The 26,458-nt window shown below is 73.3% G+C and carries 24 protein-coding genes; 16 read left to right on the top strand and 8 right to left on the bottom strand.

Annotation, left to right across the window (positions count from 1 at the left end):
* The first annotated feature begins 28 nt into the window (after positions 1-28).
* The 3 genes from glf to IG63_RS0114040 all read left to right on the top strand — a co-directional run bounded on the left by glf (position 29) and on the right by IG63_RS0114040 (position 3,964).
* Positions 29-1,231: a UDP-galactopyranose mutase gene (gene glf / locus IG63_RS0114050; protein ID WP_030484986.1), complete on the top strand. Its 1,203-nt coding sequence runs from the start codon at positions 29-31 to the stop codon at positions 1,229-1,231.
* A 161-nt stretch (positions 1,232-1,392) separates the two neighbouring features.
* Positions 1,393-2,763 carry a phospholipase D-like domain-containing protein gene (locus tag IG63_RS0114045; RefSeq protein WP_030484985.1) on the top strand — a complete coding sequence of 457 codons (1,371 nt, stop codon included), beginning with the start codon at positions 1,393-1,395 and terminating at the stop codon, positions 2,761-2,763.
* Between the two features lies 1 nt (position 2,764).
* Complete coding sequence (locus IG63_RS0114040) at positions 2,765-3,964, top strand: hypothetical protein (protein ID WP_051706824.1); 1,200 nt, start codon at positions 2,765-2,767, stop codon at positions 3,962-3,964.
* Here the strand turns inward: IG63_RS0114040 and IG63_RS20820 are convergent.
* Genes IG63_RS20820 through IG63_RS0114025 form a run of 3 tightly spaced genes read right to left on the bottom strand, consistent with a single transcriptional unit; the run spans position 3,961 to position 7,042 of the window.
* A complete protein-coding gene (locus tag IG63_RS20820) occupies positions 3,961-5,568 on the bottom strand; it encodes a class I SAM-dependent methyltransferase (protein ID WP_036195563.1) in 1,608 nt (535 codons plus the stop codon). The genes IG63_RS0114040 and IG63_RS20820 overlap by 4 nt on opposite strands.
* The gene (locus tag IG63_RS0114030; protein WP_030484983.1) at positions 5,565-6,755 is read right to left on the bottom strand and encodes a hypothetical protein; all 1,191 of its coding nucleotides are present in this window, start codon (positions 6,753-6,755) and stop codon (positions 5,565-5,567) included. The genes IG63_RS20820 and IG63_RS0114030 overlap by 4 nt, the downstream gene beginning before the upstream one ends.
* Positions 6,756-6,763: 8 nt before the next feature.
* Complete coding sequence (locus IG63_RS0114025) at positions 6,764-7,042, bottom strand: DUF6752 domain-containing protein (RefSeq protein ID WP_245604437.1); 279 nt, start codon at positions 7,040-7,042, stop codon at positions 6,764-6,766.
* 164 nt (positions 7,043-7,206) lie between these two features.
* Between IG63_RS0114025 and IG63_RS0114020 the strand changes: the two genes are divergently transcribed.
* The 6 genes from IG63_RS0114020 to IG63_RS23855 all read left to right on the top strand — a co-directional run bounded on the left by IG63_RS0114020 (position 7,207) and on the right by IG63_RS23855 (position 16,285).
* Entirely contained in the window at positions 7,207-7,959 is a 753-nt protein-coding gene (locus IG63_RS0114020; RefSeq protein WP_030484981.1) for a phosphocholine cytidylyltransferase family protein, read from the top strand.
* Between the two features lie 5 nt (positions 7,960-7,964).
* Positions 7,965-9,002: an iron-containing alcohol dehydrogenase family protein gene (locus IG63_RS0114015; protein ID WP_211249329.1), complete on the top strand. Its 1,038-nt coding sequence runs from the start codon at positions 7,965-7,967 to the stop codon at positions 9,000-9,002.
* Between the two features lie 174 nt (positions 9,003-9,176).
* Positions 9,177-11,219: a glycosyltransferase gene (locus tag IG63_RS0114010; RefSeq protein WP_051706818.1), complete on the top strand. Its 2,043-nt coding sequence runs from the start codon at positions 9,177-9,179 to the stop codon at positions 11,217-11,219.
* On the top strand, positions 11,212-12,225 hold the full coding sequence (locus tag IG63_RS0114005; protein ID WP_051706816.1) for an ABC transporter permease: 1,014 nt from the start codon (positions 11,212-11,214) through the stop codon (positions 12,223-12,225). The genes IG63_RS0114010 and IG63_RS0114005 overlap by 8 nt, the downstream gene beginning before the upstream one ends.
* Before the next feature lies 1 nt (position 12,226).
* Positions 12,227-13,006, top strand: coding sequence for an ABC transporter ATP-binding protein (locus IG63_RS0114000; RefSeq protein WP_030484977.1), 780 nt, complete (start codon positions 12,227-12,229; stop codon positions 13,004-13,006).
* 171 nt (positions 13,007-13,177) lie between these two features.
* Positions 13,178-16,285 carry an FG-GAP-like repeat-containing protein gene (locus tag IG63_RS23855; RefSeq protein ID WP_051706813.1) on the top strand — a complete coding sequence of 1,036 codons (3,108 nt, stop codon included), beginning with the start codon at positions 13,178-13,180 and terminating at the stop codon, positions 16,283-16,285.
* Here IG63_RS23855 and IG63_RS0113990 read toward each other — a convergent pair.
* The gene (locus IG63_RS0113990; RefSeq protein ID WP_051706811.1) at positions 16,267-17,025 is read right to left on the bottom strand and encodes a TIGR03089 family protein; all 759 of its coding nucleotides are present in this window, start codon (positions 17,023-17,025) and stop codon (positions 16,267-16,269) included. The genes IG63_RS23855 and IG63_RS0113990 overlap by 19 nt on opposite strands.
* Before the next feature lie 40 nt (positions 17,026-17,065).
* On the opposite strand from IG63_RS0113990, the gene IG63_RS0113985 reads away from it, so the two are divergent.
* Entirely contained in the window at positions 17,066-18,154 is a 1,089-nt protein-coding gene (locus IG63_RS0113985; protein WP_030484974.1) for a mannose-1-phosphate guanylyltransferase, read from the top strand.
* A gap of 33 nt (positions 18,155-18,187) precedes the next feature.
* Here IG63_RS0113985 and IG63_RS0113980 read toward each other — a convergent pair whose 3' ends face one another.
* Genes IG63_RS0113980 through cofD form a run of 3 tightly spaced genes read right to left on the bottom strand, consistent with a single transcriptional unit; the run spans position 18,188 to position 20,994 of the window.
* Positions 18,188-18,922 (bottom strand): DUF3105 domain-containing protein, encoded by a 735-nt coding sequence (locus tag IG63_RS0113980; protein WP_030484973.1) that lies wholly within the window; start codon positions 18,920-18,922, stop codon positions 18,188-18,190.
* Between the two features lie 3 nt (positions 18,923-18,925).
* Entirely contained in the window at positions 18,926-19,897 is a 972-nt protein-coding gene (gene cofE, locus IG63_RS0113975; RefSeq protein ID WP_051706809.1) for a coenzyme F420-0:L-glutamate ligase, read from the bottom strand.
* A complete protein-coding gene (gene cofD / locus IG63_RS0113970; RefSeq protein WP_084597167.1) occupies positions 19,894-20,994 on the bottom strand; it encodes a 2-phospho-L-lactate transferase in 1,101 nt (366 codons plus the stop codon). Before cofD ends, cofE begins: the two co-directional genes overlap by 4 nt.
* Positions 20,995-21,141: 147 nt before the next feature.
* Here cofD and IG63_RS0113965 point away from each other — a divergent pair, with 147 nt between their 5' ends.
* On the top strand, positions 21,142-21,402 hold the full coding sequence (locus IG63_RS0113965; protein ID WP_030484970.1) for a WhiB family transcriptional regulator: 261 nt from the start codon (positions 21,142-21,144) through the stop codon (positions 21,400-21,402).
* Between the two features lie 13 nt (positions 21,403-21,415).
* Here the strand turns inward: IG63_RS0113965 and IG63_RS20810 are convergent, their stop codons facing one another.
* Positions 21,416-21,856 carry a metallopeptidase family protein gene (locus tag IG63_RS20810; RefSeq protein ID WP_051706807.1) on the bottom strand — a complete coding sequence of 147 codons (441 nt, stop codon included), beginning with the start codon at positions 21,854-21,856 and terminating at the stop codon, positions 21,416-21,418.
* A 50-nt stretch (positions 21,857-21,906) separates the two neighbouring features.
* Here IG63_RS20810 and IG63_RS0113955 point away from each other — a divergent pair, with 50 nt between their 5' ends.
* The 5 genes from IG63_RS0113955 to ahcY all read left to right on the top strand — a co-directional run bounded on the left by IG63_RS0113955 (position 21,907) and on the right by ahcY (position 26,452).
* Complete coding sequence (locus IG63_RS0113955) at positions 21,907-22,263, top strand: DUF3499 domain-containing protein (protein ID WP_030484968.1); 357 nt, start codon at positions 21,907-21,909, stop codon at positions 22,261-22,263.
* Between the two features lie 20 nt (positions 22,264-22,283).
* Complete coding sequence (locus tag IG63_RS0113950; protein WP_030484967.1) at positions 22,284-23,645, top strand: phosphomannomutase/phosphoglucomutase; 1,362 nt, start codon at positions 22,284-22,286, stop codon at positions 23,643-23,645.
* On the top strand, positions 23,642-23,812 hold the full coding sequence (locus IG63_RS22220; RefSeq protein WP_084597163.1) for a Trm112 family protein: 171 nt from the start codon (positions 23,642-23,644) through the stop codon (positions 23,810-23,812). Before IG63_RS0113950 ends, IG63_RS22220 begins: the two co-directional genes overlap by 4 nt.
* Before the next feature lie 49 nt (positions 23,813-23,861).
* On the top strand, positions 23,862-24,881 hold the full coding sequence (locus IG63_RS0113940; protein WP_030484966.1) for an SIS domain-containing protein: 1,020 nt from the start codon (positions 23,862-23,864) through the stop codon (positions 24,879-24,881).
* Between the two features lie 140 nt (positions 24,882-25,021).
* The gene (ahcY, locus tag IG63_RS0113935) at positions 25,022-26,452 is read left to right on the top strand and encodes an adenosylhomocysteinase (protein WP_030484965.1); all 1,431 of its coding nucleotides are present in this window, start codon (positions 25,022-25,024) and stop codon (positions 26,450-26,452) included.
* Positions 26,453-26,458 lie beyond the last annotated feature (6 nt).

Here is a 26,458-nt window from a genome sequence, read left to right as displayed (position 1 = left end):
CCGATCCCCCTCTCCCAGGAGCCTCCCGTTGACCGAGACCACTGACCCGTCCTCCCTGCCCGACCTGGTCGTCGTCGGCTCCGGCTTCTTCGGCCTCACCATCGCCGAGCGCGTCGCCGGCGAGCTGGGCAAGCGGGTGCTGGTGCTCGAGCGCCGTCACCACCTGGGCGGCAACGCCTACAGCGAGCGCGACCCCGAGACCAACGTCGAGGTGCACAAGTACGGCGCCCACCTCTTCCACACCTCCAACCAGAAGGTGTGGGACTACGTCAACCGCTTCACCACCTTCACCGGCTACCAGCACCGGGTCTTCGGCAAGTACCAGGGCCAGGTCTACTCGCTGCCGATGAACCTGGGCCTGATCAACCAGTTCTTCGGGCGCTCGCACACCCCGGCCGAGGCCCGCGCGCTGATCGCCGAGCAGTCCAGCGAGATCGCCACCGAGGACGCCTCCAACCTGGAGGAGAAGGCCATCAGCCTGATCGGCCGGCCGCTCTACGAGGCCTTCATCAAGGGCTACACCGCCAAGCAGTGGCAGACCGACCCCACCAAGCTGAGCGCCGACATCATCACGCGGCTGCCCGTGCGCTACACCTTCGAGAACGGCTGGTTCAGCGACACCTACGAGGGGCTGCCCACCGACGGCTACACCGCGTGGCTGCAGCGGATGGCCGACCACCCCCTGATCGAGGTGCGGCTCGAGACCGACTTCTTCAACGTCGCCGACGACTACAAGGGCAAGGTGCCGATCGTCTACACCGGCCCGGTCGACGAGTACTTCGGCAACGCCGAGGGCCGGCTCTCCTGGCGCACCGTCGACCTGGAGGAGTCGGTCGAGGACGTCGACGACTTCCAGGGCACCGGCGTCGTCAACTACAACGACGGCGACGTGCCCTTCACCCGGATCATCGAGTTCAAGCACTTCCACCCCGAGCGGGAGCGGACGCACCTGCCCGGCAAGACGGTCATCGTGCACGAGTACTCCCGCTTCGCCGAGGAGGGCGACGAGCCGTACTACCCGGTCAACACCGCCGAGGACCGCGCCACGCTGCTGCGCTACCGCGAGCTGGCCAAGGCCGAGCCGATGGTGCTCTTCGGGGGCCGCCTGGGCACCTACAAGTACCTCGACATGCACATGGCGATCGGGTCGGCGCTGTCGATGTACGAGAACAAGCTGGCGCCGTACTTCACCGAGGGCGCCGCCCTGACCAGCGGTGGGGTCGACGACTGACGGATGGTCGCCACGCCGCGCGGTGGTGTGGACCGGACCCGTCACATCGCCTCACAATGGTGTCATCTGTCTCAGGAGGATCCTCCCGTCACAGATCTGACATACGATCGACGCCGTTGCCTGCCTCCGGGTGCAGGCCCGTCAGCTCCGGGAGACTACACATGAAGCGCGCCCTCGCCACCCTGGTGGCCTTCCTCCTCGCGGCGACGCTGCTGCCCATGACCGCCTCGCCCGCGTCCGCGGCCCGGCCCGAGTCCGGAGCGAGCTTCAACGTGCCGCCGAAGTGGGGCGGCGCCAAGGCCAACTTCAACGTCATCCGCAAGATCGAGAGCGCGATCAACAGCACGCGCCCGACCAAGAGCGACCCCAAGCCGGCCATCTGGATCACCACCTACTTCCTCGACCGGGCCAGCTCCACCGACGCGCTGATCCGCGCGTGCAAGCGCGGGGTCTCGGTGCGCGTCATCATCGACAGCGGCATCCAGGACAAGCCCGCCAAGAAGCTCATCGCGGCCCTCAACTCCGACAACGTGCGCGACCGCAACAACGACGGCAAGCCCGACCGGCCCGCCCGCTCGGGTCCGTGCAACCGCAAGATGGTCTTCGTCACCGAGTCGGGGCAGCGGGTCGTGCAGCGGCCGGTCGACCCCAACAAGATGACGCGTCGCGAGGTCGAGCGCAGCGTGGCCGCGCCCAACAACGCCGCGGTGACCTGGGGCAAGGACGGCAGCTACGTCAAGCGCTGCAAGGGCAGCTGCCGCGGCGGCGGCGGCGCCATGCACTCGAAGTTCTTCGTCTTCACCAGCACCGGCGGCGTCAAGGACGTCGTGATGGTCAGCTCGGGCAACCTCAACCTGGGCGCGGCGGTCCGCGGGTGGAACGACATGATCACCTTCACCAAGCGCAACTACCTGCGCCGTGCCTTCGCCCGCATCCACCGCCAGATGACCGAGGACCGCCCGGCGAGCCGCCAGGTCACCCGCTTCGTCGACGGCGGCGTCACCGCCCGCTTCTTCCCGCTGCGCAAGGGCAGTGCGGCCAACGACCCGACGCTGGCCGACCTCAACCGGATCAAGTGCAAGAGCGCGCTGGGGCCGACCCAGATCCGCATCTCGATGTTCTACTGGGCCCACGCCCGCGGCAAGTACCTCGCCCGCAAGGTCATCAACCTGGCCAAGGCCGGCTGCCGGGTCTCGGTGATCTACGGCGCCCCCGGCGACGCGGTGCGACGGATGCTCAACGACGCCGCCAACAAGGGTCTGCTGAGCCTCTACGACAGCCGCGTCGACCTGCTCACGTCCGGTGACGGGGCCGGCGACTACCGGGTGCGCACCCACGGCAAGTTCATGCTGGTCCAGGGCACCTACGGCAACAACCGCAAGGCGTTCCTGACCACCACGGGCTCGCAGAACTGGGCGCAGTCCTCGCTCTCCGGTGGCGACGAGGTCACGGTCAACGTGATGAGCCGCAGCGTCTACAAGCAGTACCGCGCGCACTACGACCGGATCCGCTCGCACTCACAGCGCCGGTGACGTGGAGGTAGGCGCGACCGGGAGCCGGCCACGGGTCTTCCTGCACGTCGGTGCGCCCAAGACGGGCACGACCTACCTGCAGAACGTGCTCTGGCACAACAGCGACGCGCTGGCCGCTGACGGGCTGCTGGTGCCGGGCACGGGCGCCCGGCGTCCGTGGCACCTGCACTCCCACCACGAGGCGGCGCTCCGGCTGCGACGGCTCGACTTCGCCGAGGGGCTGCCGCAGCGGCGGACGACCTGGCAGAGCCTGGCCGACGAGGCCCACGGCTGGCCGGGCGACGTGCTGGTCTCCTCCGAGCTGCTGGCGTGGACGGGGCCGCCCGAGATCGAGCAGGCCGTCACCCCGTGGCCCGGCCACGAGGTGCACCTGGTCCTCACGATGCGCGACCTGCTGCGCCAGGTGCCCGCTGCCTGGCAGGAGGAGGTCAAGAACCGCCGCACGCTCTCCTACGAGGAGTTCCTGGCCGAGGCGGTCGCCAGCGACGCGATGCACGGCGGGCCCGGCGGCGTGTGGGGCGGCCAGGACCCGCGCCAGGTCCTCGGCCGCTGGGCGGCCGACGTCCCTGCCGAGCGCGTGCACGTCGTCACCGTGCCCCCGCCCGGCGCGGGGCCGCACGTCCTCTGGGAGCGCTACTGCCAGGTGCTGGGCCTCGACCCGGCGGCGTACGACACCGACGTGGCGGGGCGCAACCCCGGCCTCGGGCTGGCGGAGGCCGAGCTGCTGCGCCGGGTCAGCCTGGCGCTGCCGGACTCCTTCGGGTGGGAGAGCTACAACCGGCTGCTCAAGCACGGCCTGGCCGAGTCGGAGGCCTTCGCCGGCGAGGTGCGCGAGAAGGTGCCCGTGCCCGACGAGGTGCGGGCGGCCCTGGCGGAGCGCACGGCGGGGATGATCGAGTACGTCGTCGCCGCCGGCTTCGAGGTGGTCGGCGACCTCGGTGACCTCGCGGTGTCCTCAGAGCCCGCCGGCCTCGACGCCGCCGCGGCCCGGCCGACCCCGGAGGCGGTGGCCGACGCCGGCGTCCGCGCCGTCGCCGACCTGCTGCTGCGCCTGGAGCGGCTGCCCGACCGCGAGCCGCCGCTGGCGGCGCTGCGGCAGCGCAGCCCGGCGGCCCACCGTCGTGCCGCGCGCGCCCGACTGCGTCGTGCCGCGCGTGCCGCGGTCCCGGCGTCGCTCCGGGCCCGGCTGCGCCGCGGCTAGCCCGCCGGGGCTGGCTCGGTAGCGGTCGGGGGGTCCCAGCGCACGTGCACCCGGTGGCGCGCGGGACGGCCGAGGTCGAGCACGGCCTCCTCCTCCACCACCGTGCCGCCGTGCGCCTCGGCGGACTCGCGCACCCACGCGGGGGTGACGCCGCCGCACCAGACGTGCACCTTGTCGCCGCCGAAGCGCACCGGCTCGGTGTGCACCTCCACGAAGAGCGACCCGCCGCCGCGCAGCGCCATCCGCGCCAGCCGCCAGAAGTCACGACCGGCCACCGCGGGCAGGTCGCAGACCAGGCCGCGGGCGTAGAGCGTGGGGCGTGGACGCCGCGACCACGCGGCGCCGAGGTAGAGCACGGTGCGCAGGTCCTGGAGGTTCAGGCACTCGACCTCGAGCGAGTCGAGGCCGGCCTTGCGCGCCCGTGCGCGGACCTGCCGCACCACGGCCGGCAGCATCTCGACCGCGGTCACGGAGCGCCCGTCACGGGCGAACCACGCGGCGTCGACGCCGTCGCCGCAGCCCAGCTCGAGCAGGTCGCCCTCGGCGGGGTCGCGTTCGGCGGTCCAGCGGGCGAAGTCGGACTCGGCCTCGCGCCGCGGGAAGTCCCGGTGCACCGGGCCCCAGGCGTCGCGCCTCGCGCGCAGCCCGCCCAGCCACCCCTCCATGCGTCGCTCGCGCGGGGGGTCGCCGCCGAAGCTGAAGCTGGGGTCCGGCACCCGCCAGCCCTCGCCGTAGCCCGCGGCCATGAGGGCCGGGGGGTCGGCCGGGGCCGGCAGCGTGCGGCCCTCGAGGACCTGCGTGCCGAGCGGCAGCACCGCCGAGCGCGGCAGCCGCGCGCGGGCGTCGTGCACGACGTGGAGCCAGCCCTGGGTGCGCCAGCAGCCGAAGACGTCCATGTTGCGCACGCTGCCGTCGGCCTGGGGCAGGAAGAGGGCGAGGAAGGCGCCGTTCTCGCGCCGGATGGTCCACCCGCGCTTGCGCAGCGCCCGCTCGATGACGAAGGACTCGCGGATGACGTCGACCGGCGCGTCGTGGTCGCTGTACCAGGCGAGGTCGGCGTCGACGTCGTGCCCGATCAGCCGACCGTCGCGCACCGCGCCCAGGAGCGTCCCCCAGGCGATGAAGGCCGGGAGCCCGCACTCCTCGCGGATGATCCGCAGCACCTCCTCGACCTGGTCGAGGTAGTGGTCCTTGGTCTCCTGGGCCAGGGAGTCGAAGGCGCGGTTGAGGCGGCCGTACTTCGTCACGGCGAGCGGCCGGCCCTCCGGGTCGGCGACGACGAGGCGGCCCTCGCCCTGCCCGAGCGTCACTTCCTGGTCGTGCACCACCAGGCCGTCGTGGTGACGGCGCACCGTGACCCGGGCGGTGCCGTGCAGGTGCGGTCGCAGCTGGTCGGGCCACGGCACCCGCCACCCGCGGCCGACGCGGTGCGTGGCGTCCGGCGTGAAGCCCCAGGTGCGCCGGTCGTCGAAGAGCAGGTCGAAGACCTCGCCCTGCCCGGCGCTCAGGGTGACCCCGGCATCGTCGACGTACGCCGTGAGCGGGGTGCGGCGGCCGAGCCGCCCCGGGAGCCGACCTGCCAGCCGGTCGAGCGGCCCGGTCATCGGCTCGCTCCGCGGTAGCGCCGTCGCAGTGCCCGCGCGCGCCGTCCGAGGGCGCGGCGCAGCCGGTGGGGGAGCGGCGGTGGCAGCGGGGCGGGCGGTGGCGGCGCGGCGCCGTGGGACGCCGTGGAGAGGCCGCGGACGTCGACGACCATCTGCTCGAGGGCGCGGGTCGCGACGGCGAGGGTCTCGCTGTCGTCGACCGTGTCCGGATCGACGGCGGCGGAGGACTGCGTGTAGCTGCGCAGCTCCTCGAGGTCACCGGTGACGGCGTAGCCGCCGGCAGCCACCTCCTCCAGCATCGCGTCGGTGACGGGTCGCAGCAGCTGCAGGTGGTGCTCGGAGAGCCCGATGCGGGCGCCGCCCTGCGGCACCAGCACCTCGTGGCCGAAGTACTGGCGCAGCCACCGGTGCCGCACCGGCAGGTCGCCGAAGTCCGGGGAGAGCTGCTGCACCACCTTCGTCAGCAGCCGCGCCTGCGTCGCGCCGAGCGACTCGTTGGCGAAGGCCAGGCTGTGGTCGAGGCCCTCGTCGTCGAGGCCCGTGACCTCGCACCAGCGCTCCCAGAGCAGGGAGCGCGGCGCCCCCGGCTGCGGCACGGTGACCAGGCGGAGACGCTCGCGCCCGACGGCCGCGCCCCACCGGTCGAGCACGGCGGCCAGGTCCTGGGTCGACCAGCCCCACGCGCGGCGGTGGGGGGTGCCCACCACGTCCTCGGAGGCGTGCGCCGCGCGGACCTCGGCTTGGTGGCCGGGGGCGAGCATCCGGTCGGCGAAGTCGCCGAGGGCGCCGGCGTTGCCCATCTTCAGCGCCTCCTGCCACACCGCGGGCAGCTGCCGCACCAGGTCGCGGGCAGTCACCACGACGACCAGCTCGGTGGGGCCCAGCTCCTCGACGAAGCGGGCCGCCTGCGCCGTGGTGGCCTGGGAGAAGAACTCGTGGGTCAGCACGACGGTGCCGTCCCAGCGGCGGGCGGCGTCGACGAGGTCGGCCCGCACCCGGTGGGAGTGGCCGTCGGGCCCGGGCAGGCCGCCGACCGAGCGGGCGGTCTCGAAGTGGTCCATCCGGTCGGAGCCGGGGTAGTGGAAGCCGCGCTGCTCCAGCAGGGCGCGCTGCTCCCACATCGTGGTCTGGAGGAAGGTGGTGCCGGTCTTGGGCAACCCGATGTGCAGGACGGTGCGCTGGGCCACGGCGTCCCTCAGAGGCCGGCGCGGTAGCGCTCGAGCGCGTCGGCGAGCCGCGCCTCGTCACGCTGCGCGATCGGCACCAGCAGCTCCTCGACCACGTCGGTGAGCTCGGCCAGCCGCCGGTGCAGCTGGCGGGCCTCCATCACGTCGTCCTCGAGCATGGCGACGCGCTCCTGGAGCTGCTGCAGCTCCACGGAGGTCTGCGCCGACGGCGATCCGGACCGGGCGCGGGCCTTGGCCACCAGGTCGAGGGCATGGCCCGCTCGCACTCGAAGGGAGCTGTTGGTCATCGGTCGGTCCCACCCACATCTCGCGGTCGTGACTGCGCGTCGGGGAGGTCGATCGCCGCGTCCACCGGGGCGTCGGCCGGTCCGGCCCCGACGCGCCGCTAGCCTGTCTCCCGCACTCTCGCACATGCGGGGGTCGCAACCTCGACCAAGGGCAGGGTGTTCACGTGATCGGTGTGGTGCTGGCAGCAGGAGCAGGACGACGGCTCCGTCCCTACACCGACACGCTGCCCAAGGCGCTGGTCCCGGTCGACGGCGAGACCACCGTGCTCGACATCGCGCTGTCCAACTTCGCGGCGAGCGACCTGCGCGACGTCGCGATCGTGGTCGGGTACGCCGCCGACGCGGTGCGTGAGCGCCAGGCGGACCTCGAGAGCCGCTACGGAGTCCGTCTCGAGCTGGTCTTCAACGACAAGGCCGAGATCTGGAACAACGCCTACTCGCTGTGGTGCGCGCGCGACGTGCTGGCCGAGGGCGCGCTGCTCGTCAACGGCGACACCGTGCACCCCGTGGGGGTCGAGCGCGTGCTGCTCGAGCGTCACGCCCAGGCCGACCGCGCCGACGACGGCATCGTGCTGGCCCTCGACACCCGCAAGCAGCTGGCGGAGGAGGAGATGAAGGTCGTGCTCGACGAGCAGGGCCACGTCTCCCGGATCACCAAGCTGATGGACCCGGCCGAGGCGGCGGGGGAGTACATCGGCGCCACGCTGATCGAGGCGCACGCGGTGCCGCCGCTCGTCGACGCGCTGCAGGCGACCTTCGACCGCGACCCGCAGCTCTACTACGAGGACGGCTACCAGCACCTGGCCACCGGCGGCTTCCGGATCGGCCACGTGCCGCTGCCCGAGGGCACCGAGTGGGTCGAGGTCGACAACCACGACGACCTCGCCAAGGCGCGGACCATCGCATGCCGATACTGACCCGCATGCTGCCCTCCCCCCTGGTGGTGGAGGTGCGGCGAGGGGCGGTCGCCGACGTGGCGCAGGCCCTGCGCGACCGGCACGTCTCGGCCTCCGGGGCCGTGGTGGTCGCCGTCGGCCCCTCGCAGGGCGAGGCGATCTGGGAGAGCATCCGCGACTCGCTGCCCGACGCGGTGCCCTTCGAGGTGCGCGACGCCTCCCTGGCCACCGCGGCGCGGCTGCAGGAGGCGATGGCCGGGCGCGGCTACGACGCCGTGGTCGGCATCGGGGGCGGACGCACCCTCGACGTGGCCAAGTACGCCGCCACCCGGGCCGGCGTCCCGATGGTCGCGGTGGCCACCAACCTCGCGCACGACGGCCTCTGCTCCCCGGTGGCCTCGCTGCAGCACGCCCACGGCAAGGGCTCCTACGGCGTCGCGATGCCCCTGGCCGTCTTCGTCGACCTCGACTACGTCGCGACGGCGCCGCGCGGGCTGGTCACCGCGGGCGTCGGCGACGTCGTCAGCAACCTCTCCGCCGTGGCCGACTGGTGGCTGGCCCACGACGTGCGGGGCGAGCCGGTCGACGGCCTGGCCTCCGCGCTGGCGCGCAACGCCGCCGAGGCCGTGCTGCGCCGCGAGGACGGCGTCGAGGACGACGACTTCCTGGTGACGCTGGCCGAGGCGCTGGTGCTCTCCGGCATGGCGATGTCGGTCGCGGGCTCCTCCCGGCCGTGCAGCGGTGCCTGCCACGAGATCCTGCACGCCGTCGACCAGCTCTACCCCGGGACCTCCAACCACGGCGAGCTGGCCGGCGTCGGCGCGCTCTTCGCGACCTACCTCCGTGGCGACACCACCCTGCTCGGCGAGCTGCGCCGGTGCCTGACCCGGCACGGGCTCGCCACCACCCCCGAGGCGCTGGGGCTCACCGAGCAGCAGTTCGTCGCGGCCGTGCTGGCGGCGCCGCAGACCCGGCCCGACCGCTACACCGTGCTGGAGCACCTGGCGCTCGACGAGGCGGGTGCGGCCGCGGCGGTCGCCGGCTTCCTCGCCGACGCCGGCTGAGCCGCTGCCCGCTCTCGGGGCCGAGAGCCCCGTCACTCGCGGCTCGCGGCCCGCCGTGCCGCGCCGGCCGACGCGGCACCTGCTGGTAACTTCGCAGGTGCTCTGCGCGGGGTGCGTGGGCGTCCGGCCCACCCCATGAGCGAGCAGACCCCTCTCCCAGCACAGGCAGGACATGTGAGCACCTCCCCGACCGCATCGCCCGACACCGCCCGGCGCGTCGTCCAGCGCACGATCCTGCGTCCCGACCAGGAGCTCGACGTCCGCACCCTCTACGTGCACGGCGTGTCGCGCTTCTTCGCCTCCGACGACGAGGGCACCGGCCAGGCCGGTGCCGACGAGAAGAAGGACGGCAGGAAGAAGACCGAGGAGACCGAGGTCGTCGAGGGGCTGCAGGGCTTCGGCTCGATCACCGACGACGGCGAGCTCGTCGTCGAGCCGACCAAGCGCGTGACGCTGGGCACCTACTTCAACGCCTTCCCGGCGAGCTACTGGCGCCGCTGGACCGACGTCGACTCCGTGCGGCTGCGGCTGCGCGTGCGCGGCACCGGCAACGTGGTCATCTACCGCTCCACCGCCCGCGGGCACGTCGTGCGCGCCGGCTCCGAGGTGGTCACCTCCGAGGAGCCGCGCGAGGTCGAGGTCGACCTCACGCTGCAGCCCTTCATCGACGGAGGCTGGTACTGGTACGACCTCGAGGCCGAAGACGGCCGGCTCGTGCTGGAGGAGGCCTCCTGGTCGGTCGAGACCGACCGCCAGGAGCGCGGCCGCGTCTCGGTGGGCATCACGACCTTCAACCGGCCCGACTTCTGCGTCGACCAGCTGCTCAGGCTGGGGGAGAGCGCCGAGGTCGCCGAGATCCTCGACGAGGTCGTCGTGGTCGACCAGGGCAACCAGCGGGTCCGTGAGCACGCCGACTTCGCCCGCGCCGCCGAGCTGCTCGGAGACCGGCTCAACCTGGTCGAGCAGCCCAACCTCGGTGGCTCCGGCGGCTTCTCCCGGGCGATGAGCGAGGCGGTCTCGCGGGGCACCTCCGACTACGTGCTGCTGCTCGACGACGACGTCGTGTGCGAGCTGCAGGGCCTGGTCCGGGCGGTCACCTTCGCCGACGTGGCCCGCGAGCCGGTGCTGGTCGGCGGCCAGATGTTCAGCCTCTACGACCGCTCGGTGATGCACGCCTTCGGCGAGACGATGGCGCCGTGGCGCTGGTTCTGGGGTCCCGCCCCGGCCACCAAGCACGGCCACAACTTCGCCCGCAGGTCGCTGCGGTCGACCTCGTGGCTGCACCGCCGCGTCGACGTCGACTACAACGGCTGGTGGATGTGCCTGATCCCCACGCGCGTCATCCGGGAGATCGGCCTGTCGATGCCGATGTTCATCAAGTGGGACGACGCGGAGTTCGGGCTGCGCGCCCGCGCCGCGGGCTACCCGACCGTGACCCTGCCCGGGTCGGCGGTCTGGCACGTGCCGTGGACGGAGAAGGACGACACGCTCGACTGGCAGGCCTACTTCCACGAGCGCAACCGCATCGTCACCGGCCTGCTGCACTCGCCGTACGACCGCGGTGGCCGGCTGGTGCTCGAGAGCCTGGAGAACCACGCCAAGCGGATGGTCTCGATGCAGTACAGCACCGGCGAGGTCATCCTGCTGGCGCTGCAGGACGTGCTCGCCGGACCCGAGCGGATGCACCGCGACATGTCGCTGCGGCTGCAGGAGGTGCGCGAGCTGCGCACCCGCTACCCCGACGGTCAGATGAAGACCGACCTCGCGGCGTTCCCGCCCCCGAAGATGAAGCGGCCCCCCAAGCGTGGCCGCGACACCGGCTCGGTCTCCTCGCGGCTGGGCGTGCTGACCAAGGCCGCCCGCGGCATGGTGCGCCAGCTCTCCTCGCCGCGCGAGCTCGCCTCGGAGCACCCCGAGGCCCTGATGCCGCACGTCGACCAGCGCTGGTGGCGGCTGGCCTCGATGGACTCCGCGGTCGTCTCGACGGCCGACGGCGGCAGCGCGTCGTGGTACCAGCGCGACCCGCAGGAGTTCCGCCAGCAGATGCGCCGCTCGGCCTCGCTGCACGCCGAGCTGCTGCGGGAGTGGCCCGAGCTCGCGCGCCGCTACCGGGAGGCCGCCGCCGAGCTGACCTCGCCGGAGCTGTGGAAGCAGACCTTCGAGGGACTGGAGGACCAGGTGGGTCCCGGGGCGTTGCCGCCGAGGACCGGTGACTGAGCGCACCGAGACCTCACCCACCCGGGAGGAGGTCCGAGCAGCGCGCCGGGCCCGGCGCGCTCGCAAGCAGGCGCGTCGCGAGGCCCGGGCGATGCCGGTGGTCGAGATGAAGGGCGAGCGGCAGACCCGCGTCGTCGACGCCGAGCTGCTCCCGCCGTCGCCCAAGGGCGGCATGCGCGAGGTCTTCCAGCAGTGGTACCTGCTCAAGCTGATCGTCCGGCGCCAGCTGGCGCAGCAGTACTCCGCCTCGCTGCTGGGTCTGATGTGGTCCTACGTGCAGCCCGCGCTGCGCTTCGTCGTCTACTACTTCGCCATCGGCCTGGTCCTGCAGATGCACAAGGACGTGCCGAACTTCGCGCTGCACCTCTTCGCCGGCATGGTCTTCGTGCACTACTTCGGCGAGACCTGGAACGGCGGCACCCGCTCGATCTGGGCCAACCGGGCGCTGGTGCAGAAGATGCGGATGCCGCGGGAGGTCTTCCCGGTCGCCGCCATGGTGACCGCGGCGTACCACACGCTGCCGCAGATGCTCGTGCTCGTCGTGGCGTGCGCGGTGCTGGGGTGGACGCCGTCGTGGGCGGTGCTGGGCGCCCTGGCGCTGGGCATCTCGCTGATCGTGACCTTTGCGATGGCGATGGGCCTGTTCTTCTCGGCGATCAACGTCTTCGCCCGCGACTTCCAGAACATCGTGGCCACGGTCATGCAGTTCATGCACTTCCTGGTGCCGATGATCTACCCCTTCGAGCGGATCTACTCCGCGCACGACTCGCACCGCTGGCTCTACGAGATCTACGTCGCCAACCCGGTGGCCCAGGGCGTGATGCTGATGCAGCGCGTCTTCTGGTACCCCACCGTCGACGAGAGCGAGCGCGCGGCCCTGGGGCAGTCCTTCCCCCCCGACCAGTGGGTGCGCGGGCTGATCACGCTGGCCATCTCGGTGGTGCTGCTGTGGCTGGCGCAGCGCTACTTCTCCCGTGTCGAGAACAAGTTCCCGGAGCGGCTCTGAGATGACGACGTCGATCCTGGTGGAGAACGTCAGCAAGCACTTCACCATGCAGTACCACCGGACGCTCAAGCAGATGGCGGTCGCGCGGATGCGAGGCATCCCCACCCACGAGCGCTTCACGGCCGTCAACGACGTGAGCTTCGAGGTGCAGCAGGGCGAGTCCATCGGGCTGATGGGGCTCAACGGCTCGGGCAAGAGCACGCTGCTCAAGCTCGTCAACGGCGTGATGCGCCCCGACGAGGGCAACCTGCGCACGCGCGGCCGGATCGCCGGGCTGATCGCCAAGGGCGCGGGCTTCCACCCCCAGCTGACCGGGCGGGAGAACCTCTACCTCAACGGCGCGATCCTGGGCATGAGCGAGAAGGAGACCGCCTCGAAGTTCGACGAGATCGTCGAGTTCGCGGCGCTGGGCAAGTTCCTCGACACCCCGGTCTCGCACTACTCCTCGGGCATGTACGCCCGGCTGGGCTTCTCGATCGCGGTCCACGTCGACGCCGACGTCTTCCTCGCCGACGAGGTCCTCGCGGTGGGCGACCGGCCCTTCAAGCGCAAGTGCCTGGAGCGGATGCAGGAGATCCGTCGCCAGGGCACCACCATCTTCTACGTCAGCCACGCCACCGCCTCGGTGCGCTCGATGTGCGACCGGGTGCTGGTGCTCGAGCAGGGGTCGCTGACCTACGACGGTCCCGTCGAGGAGGGCATCCGGCACCTCCACTACGACGACGACGGCGACAACGCCAAGTCCAAGGCGGTCGACGAGGAGCTCGGCGCCGACATCTGAGGCGTCGGGGGATTTCCCGCCATTGCGGGAAACACATTCGTGTAATTCGGGAATGCCCGTAAATACAGCAATGTAATTCGGGCATATTGGTTGCGGTCGGGCCTGTAACTGATGTGAAAATTGGTTACTCGTGTGATTTCCACTTCCCCCGCACCCCCCGGAGACACCTCCATGCGCTTGAGTCGTGCCCGCTACGTCACGGTCTGCCAGCAGTCGCTGGTGACGGCGGTGGTGCTGGCCGTGGCGGCCTCCGCTGCCGGCGTCAGGACCCTCGACATCGTCCCGACGCCGGGCGGCCCGGGTGGTCTCGGAGCCGGTCTCGGAGCGGCGGTGAGCGTGCCCGACGAGACGGTGCTGCGCGAGCGCGAGCTCGAGGCGACCGTGGAGACAGCGCCGGTCACCCCGCAGGTGCGCGAGGTGAAGGTCGAGACGACGGCGCCCGCGCCGCAGCAGCAGCGCACGGCGCCCCCGACCGAGAAGCGCGGCTCCGAGCCCGAGCGCACCCCCGGTGCGGCCCCGACCCAGGAGCCCACGCAGGAGCCCATGGAGGAGCCCGCCGAGGAGCCCGCAGAGACGGTCGACGGCCAGCGCGTCGTGGCGCAGTCGCAGCCCGAGCAGGTCGAGGGCTACGCGACCGTGGGCGTCACCTGGAAGAGCGCTCCCGACGGCACGCAGTACGACGACCACGACATCACCGTCGAGCTGCGCAGCAAGGTCGACGGCGCCTGGTCGGCCTGGACGACGGCCGAGTACCACGACGAGCACGGTCCCGACGGCGCCGAGGCGACGCGGGCGGGCGAGCGCGCCGGCACCGACCCGGTCGTGATCGGTGCGGTCGAGCGGGTCCAGATGCGGGCGAGCACCGCCGACGGCACCGCCCCGCGCGACCTGGAGCTCTCGGTCATCGACCCGGGCATCGGCACCACCGCCACGGAGGCCCCGGCGATCGACACGGGCGACCTGCCGCAGGGCGCCTCGCAGGCCCCGGCCGCCGAGTCGGGCGAGGCCGAGCCGGAGGCGGCGCAGCGGTCCGGCGAGGCCGAGGGGTCAGCCGACGACAGCGTCGAGCTCAGCGCGATGGCGGTCGCCGCCAAGCCCACGATCTACTCCCGGGCGCAGTGGGGCGCCAACGAGCGGCTGCGCGACAGCGGGTCGCTGCGCTACGGCACCGTGAAGACCGGCTTCGTGCACCACACGGTCAACGCCAACAGCTACTCGCGCGCCGACGTGCCGGCGCTGCTGCGCGGCATCTACGCCTACCACACGCAGTCGCGCGGCTGGAGCGACATCGGCTACAACTTCCTCATCGACCGCTTCGGGCGTATCTGGGAGGGGCGCTACGGCGGGGTCGGCAAGGCGGTCGTGGGGGCGCACACCCTGGGCTACAACGAGTCGTCCTTCGCCGCGTCGGCTATCGGCAACTTCGACATCGCCGCGCCGCCGCAGGCGGTCGTGACCGCCAACGCCCGCCTCTTCGCCTGGAAGCTGTCACTCGCGGGCATCCGCGCCGACGCGACCGGCCTGCGCGTCGGTGGCAGGACCTTCCAGGCGATCAACGGCCACCGCGACGCGGGGTCGACCGCCTGCCCCGGCCGCTACCTCTACGCCAAGCTGGGCGCCATCCGCTCTGCGGCCAGGAACGTGCAGCAGGCCGGTGGCGGCAGCACCCCGGCGCCCACGCCGACGCCGACCCCGACGCCTACCCCGACGCCGGCACCGCCGAGCGGCTTCGAGTCGCCGACGCAGGCACCGATCACCTGGCACACCCAGCCGAGCGACCTGACCCTGCCCGCCACGCGTAGCCTGATGGGCACGGCGCACCCCGACCTCGTGGTCAAGCGCCAGGACGGCTTGATCCAGACGATCGCCACGGGCGGTCAGGCGGGCTTCACCACCAAGACCCGCACGGCGGGCGACTGGGGCTCCAAGGACATCGTGGTCGCCGTCGGCGACGTGACGGGCGACGGCAAGGGCGACGTGCTGACGCGCGCCAAGAAGACCGGTGTCGTGCGGATCCACCGCGGCGACGGCAAGGGCCAGGTCGCGCCCGCCGGCTTCAAGCGCACCAAGCAGTTCCTCCGCGCCAAGCGGATCACCGCGGCGGGCGACTGGAACGGCGACGGCAAGGCCGACCTGCTGGTGGTCACCTCGGGCAACGCGCTGCGGGTCTGGAACGGTCGGGGCAACGGCACCTTCACCCCGGGCGCCGTGCTCGCGCGGAGCTGGGACGGCTACGGCCAGGCGGTCGTGACCAAGGACCTGACCGGTGACGGGCGCAACGACGTCGTGACCGTCGACGCGGCCCGCCGCCTCGTCGTGATGCCGGCGACCGCCTCGCGCGGCCTCGGCGCGCCGGTCTCGCGACGTGCCCTCGGCTCCTCCCCGGCCGCGGTGTCGAGCGCCCCCGACGCCGCCGGTGACCTCACCGGCGACGGCATCGGCGACGTGCTCGTGCAGCTGCGCGGCTCGCGCCACTCGATCGTGGTCGGTGGTGCGGGCAAGGGCGCCCTGGGAGCCACGCGCTTCGGCACGTACCCCGGCTCCAGCCACCTGCAGCGCCTCAGCGTCGGCCAGATGACGGGGTCCGCCCACGGCGACATGGTCGGGGTCAGCCCCGAGGGCCGTCGGCTCGTGGTGGTCTCGCACAACGGGCTGCGCAACTCGCTCCCGGCCAAGAGCAGCAACCTGACGCTGCCCGGCGCGACCCAGGTGCTCTCGGTGGGCGACTGGAACGGCGACGGCTACGGCGACATCGTGACCCGCGAGCAGGACGGCGACCGCCTCAACCTCCGGCTCGGCAACACCAGCGGTCGCTATTCCTCGGCCAAGTCCTTCGGCGACGGCTGGAAGAGCTTCACCCGCCTCGCCGCGGTGGGCGACATCAGCGGCGACGGCAAGCCCGACCTGGTGGGCATCACCTCGGCAGGGGCGGTGCGGGTCTTCCTCGGCGACGGCGCGCTCGGCCTGGCCGGGGTGCGGACGGCGCCGAAGAGCCTGCGCACCTTCAACATGGTGGGCTCGGGCACCTGGTCGCCGGCCTCCGCAGCCGGTCGCTACGCCAGCTCGGACGGCTCGTTCGTCCCTGCCGCCGGCACCGCGGCCTCGCTGCGTGGCTACGACTGGGTCGTGGGCGCGGGAGACGTCGACGGCGACGGGCGCCACGACCTCATCGCGCGGGCCTCTGGCGGCAACCTGTGGCTGCTCCCGGGCACCGGCACGGGCGTCGGCCCCCGGCGCTTCCTCGGCATCAACCTGGCGGGCTACAGCACCGGCGGCTGACCCGGCCCGCCGTGCACCAGGTCGACCCGCTCCTGACGGAGCCGGTCGTCCCAGGTGCTCGCGGCGGCGTGCCGGACGTGGACGACCGAGCCCGTGAGCAGCGGGGCCAGCAGGTCGGGCACGCCCTGCTCGTGCGCCGGGTGGGCCGTGGTGAGCAGCCGGCCGCCCTGCGGCAGGCCCAGGCCGGCTGCGCGGGCGAGCAGCTCGGACTGGCTGACGGTCACCCCCGCGGCGCGCCAGGCCACCGTGTCGGGCCCCACGGGCAGCACGGGCACGTGGACGTCGCTCTGGCCGGGCCACAGGTGCCCGTGGTCGAGCACGCCCGGCGGCAGCGGGTCGGACGACGGCAGCGCGAAGGGGTGCAGCGAGCAGGCCACGACGGTGGCCTCACCGTCGGCGTACGTCGCGGCGCCGCTCGCCTCGGTGACCACCACGTCGTACGGCGTGGCGAGGTCGGTGGTGACGGCGACCCCGGCCGCCCAGGCGCCGCCGAGCAGCACGGGGACCAGCCAGTGACCGGGCAGGTCGACGAGCACGGTCGACTCCTCCGGCTCGAGGTCGAGCTCCTCGACCCAGAGGTTGGCGTGCTTGGCGACCCAGTTGGCGTAGCTGGTCACCGAGAGCTCGGTGCGCTCACCCGTCGCGTCGTCGTAGTAGGTGACGAGCGGGGCGCCGGGGGCGTGCCGCAGCCGCGAGGCCAGCAGGTCGGGGAAGGTCGTGGGAGCAGGGGTGGCAGCCATCGGCGACCACGGTAGTGGGCGCACCTGCCAGCATGTGCGGGTGACCTCGACCCACGCCGACGAAGCGCTCGCGCGGCTCCACGCCGTCGTCCCCGCCGGAGGAGCCGGCACCAGGCTCTGGCCGCTCTCGCGGGCCGCGCGCCCCAAGTTCCTGCTCGACCTGACCGGGACCGGGCGCAGCCTGCTGCAGGGCACCGTCGACCGGCTGCGGCCGCTGGTGGGCGACCGGCTCGTCGTGGTGACGGGCGCGGCGCACGAGCGCGCGGTGCGCCGGCAGCTGCCCGGCGTCGCCCAGGTGCTCGCCGAGCCCGCGCCCCGCGACTCGATGGCGGCCATCGGGTGGGCCGCCGCCGTGCTCGAGCGCCAGGACCCCGACGCCCTCGTCGGCTCCTTCGCCGCCGACCACGTGGTGCTGCAGGACGAGGAGTTCCAGGCGGCCGTGCGCGAGGCCGCCGCCGTGGCGGCCACGGGGCTCCTGGTCACGGTCGGCATCGAGCCGACGGGCCCCGCGACGGGCTTCGGCTACGTCGCCGCGGGGGCGGCGCTCGACGGCTTCCCCACGGCGCGCGCCGTGCGCGAGTTCGTCGAGAAGCCCGACGCCACCCGGGCGGCGGCGTACGTCGCCTCGGGCGACTACCGCTGGAACGCCGGCATGTTCGTGGTGGGCGCCACTCGGCTGCTCGACCTGCTCGCCGAGCACCACCCGGAGCTCGCCGAGGGGCTGCGTGCGGTGGCGGCCGACCCCGGCAGCCTGGAGCGGCGCTGGCCCGGCCTCGAGCGGATCGCGATCGACCACGCGGTGGCGGAGCCGGCGGCGGCCGCCGGGCAGGTGGCGATGGTGCCCGGGCCGTTCCTGTGGGAGGACGTCGGCGACTTCGCCGCGCTCGCCTCGCTGCGGCCGCGCCGGCCCGGCACCGTCACGGTGCTGGGGGAGGAGGACCGCGTCGTCGTGGAGGACAGCAGCGGCCTGGTCGTCACGGGCGATCGCACCGTCGCGCTCGTGGGGGTCGACGACGTGGTGGTGGTCGACACCGGTGACGCGGTGCTCGTGACCAGCCTCGCCCGCGCGCAGGACGTCAAGGCCGCGGTCGAGCGGCTCAAGCGCAGCGGACGGGGTGGGCTGACCTGAGTCCCCGGTCGGGTCCCCGGGTCAGGCCCCGGGTCAGGGGGCGTTGGGCTCGGGAGCGTCGCTGGCGGGGTAGTCGTCCATGAACTGCTCGACGACCGCGCCGCTGGGGGCGCCGCAGTACTGCGTGATGCCGAGCTGGTCGCCGCTGTCGCCGCCGCCGGTCCAGTGCGTGAGCGCGACGTGCTTGCCCTCGGGGAAGGGGTCGCCGTCGTCGCTGGTCCAGGGGGCCGCGATGAACTTGTCGGTCTCGCCGTCGAACTTGCCGGCGATCGCGCTGACGTCGGCGTAGGCGTCGCTGTCGGGCGAGATCGTGTCGTCGTACCAGAGCACCGTGTGGCCGTGCTCCAGGCTGTGCACGAGCCGCTCGACCTCCGGCCGGTCGTCGGCGGTGTAGAGGGAGCGGATCTCGGAGCCCTGCAGGAAGTTGGCCCAGTGGGGGCCGGACGACGGGGGCGCCTGCTCGTAGTCGATCGGCTCGCCGATCGTCAGGTGCTCGTTGTTGCCCGAGGCGGCCTGCTCGGCCACGTCGTCGCACGACGCGTCGGCGGCGCTCGCGCCGATCTCGTCGAGGGGCGTGCCCGCCGCCTCGCGCTGCTCGGCGCGGTCGCGCAGGAAGGGGATCACCGCGGCGGCCAGCAGGCCGATCACGACGACCACGCAGACGCCCAGGATCAGCATGCTGCGACGTCGCTCCTGGCGCTGCTGGTCCTGGCGCAGCTTCTCCGCGATCGCGCGACGGTCGGCGTCGCGGGGGTTCTTCTTGGCCACGGGTCAGGGCTCCTCGGCTCGGGACGGGGCGAAGTCTACGAAGGCGGTGGTCGCCGGGCGCAGCCGCGTCGGCGCGGACGGCTCGTGCGCCCAGCCGTGGGCGTGCGCCACCACCCCGACCAGCGCCGCGTCGGCGTCGGCGTCCAGGACCAGCAGGTCGGGAGCCGCGAGCCCGGCCGCCAGACCGCAGGAGGTCAGTGCCTCGAGCAGCTCCTCGGCCGGGGCCGGCGCGCCGAAGTGCTCGCGCTGCACGCCGCGCACGGCGGCCACCACGGCCTCACGGGCGCCGAGGGCGAACATGTCCTGCGAGCGGGGCCGCAGCAGCGCCCGGGCGCCCGGGCCGTGGCTGCCGGCGGGGAGCACGCGGTGGCCCAGGCCCCGCACCACGCTCAGCGGCCGGCCACCGAGCTTGCCGGTGACGAGCTCCGCGACGTTGGCGAGCTCGTCGGCCACCGCGGGGGCCGTGACCAGGAGCGGGTTGCCGTAGGCGTCGACGGCGCCGCCGAGGTCCTCCACCGGCTCCAGGCCCGCCACCCCGACGGCGATCTCGGTCTGGCCGACGCGCCAGGCACGACCCGCCGTGTCGGTCACCACGACGGCCACGTCGACGCCGCCGCGCTCGTGCAGCGCCTCGCGGAGCCGCCGGGCCGAGGCGTCGGGGTCGACGGGCAGGCGGGCGACGTGGCCGGGCACGACGTTGGAGGCGTCGACGCCGGCGGCCGCCATCACCAGGCCGAGCCTGTTCTCCACGATCCGGGTGCCGCCGCGCCGTGCCACGACGCGCACGGTCTCCTCGGCCACCGCCCGGTCGCGGTCCTCCCGGGCGACGCGGCCCTCGGCCTTGCTGACCGCCTTGCTCGTCACGAGGACGACGTCGCCGTCACGCAGCCCGGCGTCGAGGAGCAGGGCGGCCAGGTCGGTGCCCGGCCCGACCTCCGGCACCCCCTCGACCGGCCAGGCCTGCAGCCCGGTCACCCGCCGGCCCGGTCGGGGTGCCGCTCCGCCGCGAGGGCGAGCGCCTCGGCCACGAGGTCCGCGGTGGTGTCGGGGTCGGTCATCCACAGCGGGACGGCGCGGCAGGCGATGCCGTGCGCCTCGACGTCCGCCACGGCGGGGGCGTCGCTGACGTCGACCAGCCAGCCGTCGAGGAAGCCCTCGCGGTCGGCGACCGTACGCCGGCCGCGGGCGCCGTAGTGGGCGGCGACGGCGGCGGCGCTCACCTCCACGCCCACGAGCGGGAGCAGCTGGCGGGCCATGCCGCGGACGTGGTCGTCGCCGATGATGCCCGACACCCCGACCACCGGTCCGCGGGCGTGGACGAGCGCGTCGCGCACGCCCGGCACCGCGAGGACGGGGCCCACCGAGACGACCGGGTTGGACGGCGGCACGAGCACGACGTCGGCCTCGGTGATGGCCTCGAGCACCCCGGGGGCCGGGGTCGCGTCGTCGACGCCGACGGCGGCCACGGCGTGCGCCGTCACCTCGGCGTGGTGGCGCACCCAGTACTCCTGGAAGTGCACCGCGCGGCGCTCCCCGGTCTCGGGGTCGTCGATCACGACGTGGGTCTCGACCCGGTCGTCGGTCATGGGGAGCAGCCGCACGCCCGGCTGCCAGCGGCGGCACAGCGCCTCGGTCACCTGCGAGAGGGGGTAGCCGGCCTCGAGCATCTGGGTGCGCACCAGGTGGGTGGCCAGGTCGCGGTCGCCGAGGCCGAACCACGTCGGCTCCACGCCGTACGCCGCCAGCTCCTCCTTCGCGTGCCAGGTCTCCTCGGTGCGTCCCCAGCCGCGCTCCTCGTCGATGCCGCCGCCCAGGGTGTACATCACGGTGTCGAGGTCGGGACACACCTTCAGGCCGTGCAGCCACAGGTCGTCTGCGGTGTTGGTGATCACGGTGACCTCCGGCGACCACCCCGGCGTACGGTCGGCCAGGCGCAGCAGACCCGTGACGAAGCGGGCGCCGCCGACGCCGCCGCTGAGCACCGTGATGGCGCGGGGAGCACGGTCGGCGCCACGGTCGGCACGAGGGTCAACGGGGGCCTTTTCGGGCACCGGGGGAGCCGTCTTCGACATGGACCACAGTGTGTACCAGTCGGTCCCAATACCACTGTTCGGCTTGACGACCCGCGTACGACAGGCATGTAATCACAGCAGTGTGGTTCACGCGGTCCGTCGGGATCGCAGGGTCGAGCAAGGGGCGTTGACATGGGGATCCACGGGATGCATGAGCTGTACGTGCTGGACGGAGAGGGTGAGGGCGACGAGCTCGGGTGGCAGGAGCGCGGGCTCTGTGCCCAGACCGACCCCGAGGCCTTCTTCCCGGAGAAGGGCGGCTCCACCCGGGAGGCCAAGAAGGTCTGCCTCACCTGCGACGTGCGCCAGGAGTGCCTGGAGTACGCGCTGGCCAACGACGAGCGCTTCGGCATCTGGGGCGGGCTCTCCGAGCGCGAGCGTCGCAAGCTGAAGAAGCGCGCCGTCTGAGCGCGCCGCCGGCTCAGTCCGGCGGCTCGTAGTCGGGGTGCAGGTCCTCGGCATGCACGCCGAGGTAGTCGGCGAGCTGCTCCACCGCCACGGTGAGGACCAGCGCCTCGAGGTCGCCGGGGCCGGTGACCCGGTGCTCCAGCGGACGGCGGAAGAGCACCAGGCGGGGCGGCGAGGTCGCGGTCGAGGCGACCATCGTGGCCAGCGGCACCCGCGGGGCGACCCAGGTGCGCGGCAGCACCGGGCACTCCTCCACGGCGAGCTCGACGGCACCCAGGGTGTCGGGGTGGCGCTCCTCGAGGTCGTCGAGCACGTCGAGCGCGATCCGGTCGAAGCGCTCGCGGCGCGACATCCTCGCGGGCACCGCGGCGCCCAGCTGCGGGCCGCGCGCGCCACGCCCGCGACGGTCCCGCGACGGGGGTCCGGAGCGGGGTGAGGGCGAGGTCGACGTCACGGCCGCGAGCCTACGGCGTGCGAGCGGTCGCAGCCGGTAGCGTCCCCGCCGTGGCCCTGCTCCGTCGATGCTCCCGTGCCGCGTGCGGCCGTCCGGCCATGACCACGCTGACCTACGTCTACGCCGACCAGACCGCCGTGGTCGGCCCGCTCGCGACCTTCGCCGAGCCGCACGCCTACGACCTGTGCGAGCTGCACAGCCAGCGACTCTCGGCCCCCCGCGGGTGGGAGGTGCTCCGGCTCGCGAGCGACGACCGCTCCGGCCCCACCAGCGACGACCTGCTGGCGCTCGCCGACGCCGTCCGGGAGGCCGCCGCCCCCCGCCCGGTGCCGAGCGAGGAGCCGCCCGCCGCGCTGCGCCACGGCGCCCGCCGTGGGCACCTGCAGGCGCTGCGCGCCGACGACTGAGCGCGCCCTACGCTGCGGGGGTGACCACGACGGACCCCGACAACCTGGCGACGGTCTTCAAGGCCTACGACGTGCGCGGGCTGGTGCCCGAGCAGGTCGACGAGACGCTGGCCCGGGCCATCGGCAACGCCGTCGTCGGGGTGCTCCCGACCGACGCCCTCGTGGTCGGCCACGACATGCGCCCCTCCTCGCCGGGCATGGCGCGCGCCTTCGCCGAGGGGGCCGCGCTCGCCGGTGCCGACGTCATCCTGATCGGCCTCGCGAGCACCGACCAGCTCTACTTCGCCGCCGGCAGCCTCGACCGGGCGGGCGCGATGTTCACCGCCAGCCACAACCCCGCGGCGTACAACGGGCTCAAGCTGTGCCGCGCGGGCGCGACGCCCGTGGGGGCGGAGACCGGCCTGGTCGAGGTGCGCGAGCGGGTGGCCGCGGGGGAGGAGCACCGCGCCGCGACGCCGGGCACGATCGAGGAGACCGACGTCCTCGACGCCTACGCGGCCCACCTGCTCTCGCTCGCGCCGGTGCGCGGACGCCGCCTCACCGTCGCGGTCGACGCCGGCAACGGCATGGCGGGGCTCACCGCCCCGGCGGTGCTCGGCCGGCTCGACGTCGACCTCGTGCCGCTCTACTTCGAGCTCGACGGCACCTTCCCGCACCACGAGGCCAACCCGATCGACGCGGCCAACCTGGTCGACCTGCAGGAGGCCGTTCGCGCGTCCGGCGCCGACGTGGGCCTCGCCTTCGACGGCGACGCCGACCGGTGCTTCCTCGTCGACGAGCGGGGCGAGCTGGTCGACCCCAGCTCCCTGACCGGGCTCATCGCCGAGCGCGAGCTGGCCAAGGACCCGGGCGCCGCGGTGATCCACAACCTGATCACCTCGCGGGCGGTGCCCGAGCTCGTGTCCGCCCTGGGAGGGCGCCCCGTGCGCACCCGTGTCGGGCACTCCTACATCAAGGCAGAGATGGCGCGCACGGAGGCCGTCTTCGGCGGGGAGCACTCGGGGCACTTCTACTTCCGCGACTTCTGGAGGGCCGACTCCGGGATGCTGGCCGCGCTGCACGCCCTGGCCGCGCTGGCCGAGGACGACCGCCCGCTCTCCGAGGTGCTCGCGCCCTACGCCCGCTACGCGGCGAGCGGCGAGATCAACTCCGAGGTCGCCGACAAGGACGCCGTGCTGGCCGAGCTGGAGGCCTCCTGGGCCGGGTCGGCCACCGAGATCGACCACCTCGACGGCATGACCGTGACCTTCCCGGGCGGGACCTTCAACGTGCGGCCCTCCAACACCGAGCCGCTGCTCCGGCTCAACGTCGAGGGCGACGACCGTGACATCATGACCGACGTCCGCGACCGGGTGCTTGCCGTGATCAGGAGAGACCGATGAACCTCGACCCGCGCCTGCTCGACGTGATCGTCTGCCCGGCGTGCCGGGGCTCGCTCGCGGTCGACGACGCCGCCGCCGAGCTGGTCTGCGACAGCTGCGGACGCGCCTACCCGGTGCGCGACGACATCCCGGTCCTGCTCGTCGACGAGGCCCGTACGCCGTCGTGACCGCGTCGCGTGCCTCCCGCAGGCGCCCGGTCCTGACCCGGGCGGGCCGATGACCTTCGACGACGGGCTGCTCGACGACGAGGCCGCGCTGCTGCGCGCCGACGTGCGGCTGCGCCACCTGGCCGAGGGCGGTGCGCGGGTGCGGCGCGAGGCCGTGGCCGGGGCGGAGGCGCTCGAGCAGGCGGTCGCGCTGCTCTCCGACTGGCAGCCCCGGGCGGTCCTGGCGGCCGGCCCCGACTCGCGCCTGCTGCGCGCGGTGCTCGAGCCGGTGTGCCCCGTCCCCTTCGTGGCCTGGCCGGGCCGGGGGATCCCGGGCTGGGCCAGCAGCCTCGACCTGGCGGTGGTGCTGGCGCCCGAGGGCGAGGACCCCGCCACTGCGGCCGCCGTCGCCGAGGCGGTGCGGCGGGGGTGCCCGACCGTGGTCGCCGCGCCCGAGGGGTCGCTGGTCGCACGCCACGCCGCCGGGCGCGACTGCATCCTCCTGCCCGTCGCGACGGGCGACCAGCTGGCGGTGGCCGTCACCGTGCTCGACCTGCTCGACCGGGTGCACCTGGGCCCCCGGACCGAGCCCGAGGTGGTCGCCGAGGCGCTCGACGAGGTCGCCGTCACCTGCGGTCCCTACCGCGACCTGGCCACCAACCCCGCCAAGATCCTGGCGATCGGCATCGCCGACGCCAACCCGGTGCTGTGGGGCGGCACGGTGCTCGCCGCGCGCGCGGGTCGCCGGATCGCCGACTCCGTGCGGCGCGCGACCGGCCGCACCGCCCTGGCGGCCGACGCCGAGCAGCTGCTCTCGGTGCTCGAGGCCACCCGGCAGGCCGACGTCTTCGCCGACCCCTTCGCCGACCCCGCGCCCGAGCGGCGTCCCGCGCTGGTGCTGCTCGACGACGGCGCCGAGGACGAGCTGGTGCGGGCCACGGCCGAGCGGCTCGAGGCCTCGGCGCGCGAGCGGGGGGTCCGGGTCGAGCGGATCACCTCCGCCGCGCCGACCGACGTGGCGCGCTACGCGGCCCTGCTCGCCACCGGCACCTACGCCGCGGCGTACCTGCAGGTCGGGCTCGAGTCGTGACGTAGCATGGGCTCGCGCCTTTCGCACGAGACCGTGGTCTGACGCCTGGCACCGAGCCCTCGTGCCCTCGAGGGCGCCCGTGTGCCGCACCACGCCCCCGAGCGTGTGCCGACCCCGTCACGACTCCTTAGGACTGCTGCATGGACTTCAAGGTCTCCGACCTCTCCCTGGCCACCTACGGCCGCCACGAGATCCGCCTCGCCGAGCACGAGATGCCCGGCCTGATGGCGATGCGCGAGCGCCACGGCGCCACCAAGCCCCTCGCCGGGGCGCGCATCGCGGGCTCGCTGCACATGACCATCCAGACCGCCGTGCTCATCGAGACCCTCGTCGAGCTCGGCGCGGAGGTCCGCTGGGCCTCCTGCAACATCTTCTCCACCCAGGACCACGCGGCCGCCGCGGTCGTCGTCGGCCCCGAGGGCACGCCGGAGGACCCGCAGGGCGTCCCGGTCTTCGCCTGGAAGGGCGAGTCGCTCGAGGACTACTGGTGGTGCACCCAGCGCATCCTCGACTGGCCGGGCGACGAGCTGCCCAACATGATCCTCGACGACGGCGGCGACGCCACCCTGCTGCTGCACCTGGGCGTGCAGGCCGAGAAGACCGGCGAGTCGCCCGACCCGGCGTCGGCCACCTCGACCGAGCAGCGGATCATCTTCGAGGTCCTCCGCGAGCAGCTCGCCAGTAGCCAGGAGCACTGGACGCCGATCGCCAACGCCGTCAAGGGCGTCACCGAGGAGACCACCACCGGCGTCCACCGTCTCTACGAGATGATGCGCGACGGCAAGCTGCTCTTCCCGGCGATCAACGTCAACGACTCGGTCACCAAGAGCAAGTTCGACAACAAGTACGGCTGCCGCCACTCGCTCATCGATGGCATCAACCGGGCCACCGACGTGCTGATCGGCGGCAAGGTCGCGGTCGTCTGCGGCTACGGCGACGTCGGCAAGGGCTGCGCGGAGTCGCTGCGCGGCCAGGGTGCCCGGGTCATCGTGACCGAGATCGACCCGATCTGCGCGCTCCAGGCGGCGATGGACGGCTACCAGGTCGACACCCTCGAGAACGCCCTGGCCGTGGCCGACATCGTGATCACCGCGACCGGCAACAAGGACGTCGTCACGCTCGACCACATGCGGGCGATGAAGCACAACGCGATCGTCGCCAACATCGGCCACTTCGACAACGAGATCGACATGGCCGGCCTCGAGGCCGAGGGCGTCGCCGAGCGCACCAACATCAAGCCGCAGGTCGACCTGTGGACCTTCCCCGGCGGCAACGCGATCATCGTGCTCTCCGAGGGCCGCCTGATGAACCTCGGCAACGCCACCGGTCACCCGTCCTTCGTGATGTCCAACTCCTTCACCAACCAGGTGCTGGCGCAGATCGAGCTCTACACGCGCACCGAGGAGTACCCGACCGGCGTCTACGTGCTGCCCAAGCACCTCGACGAGGAGGTCGCCCGGCTCCACCTCGGCAGCCTGGGGGTCAACCTCACGACGCTGAGCGACGACCAGGCGGCGTACCTGGGCATCGAGGTCGGCGGGCCGTACAAGTCCGACGCCTACCGCTACTGACCGGGG

Source organism: Nocardioides aequoreus (assembly GCF_000720335.1).
Taxonomy (GTDB): Bacteria; Actinomycetota; Actinomycetes; order Propionibacteriales; family Nocardioidaceae; genus Marmoricola; species Marmoricola aequoreus.
The sequence above is the reverse complement of the archived record's forward strand: the minus strand, read 5'-3'. Positions and strand labels throughout refer to the sequence as shown.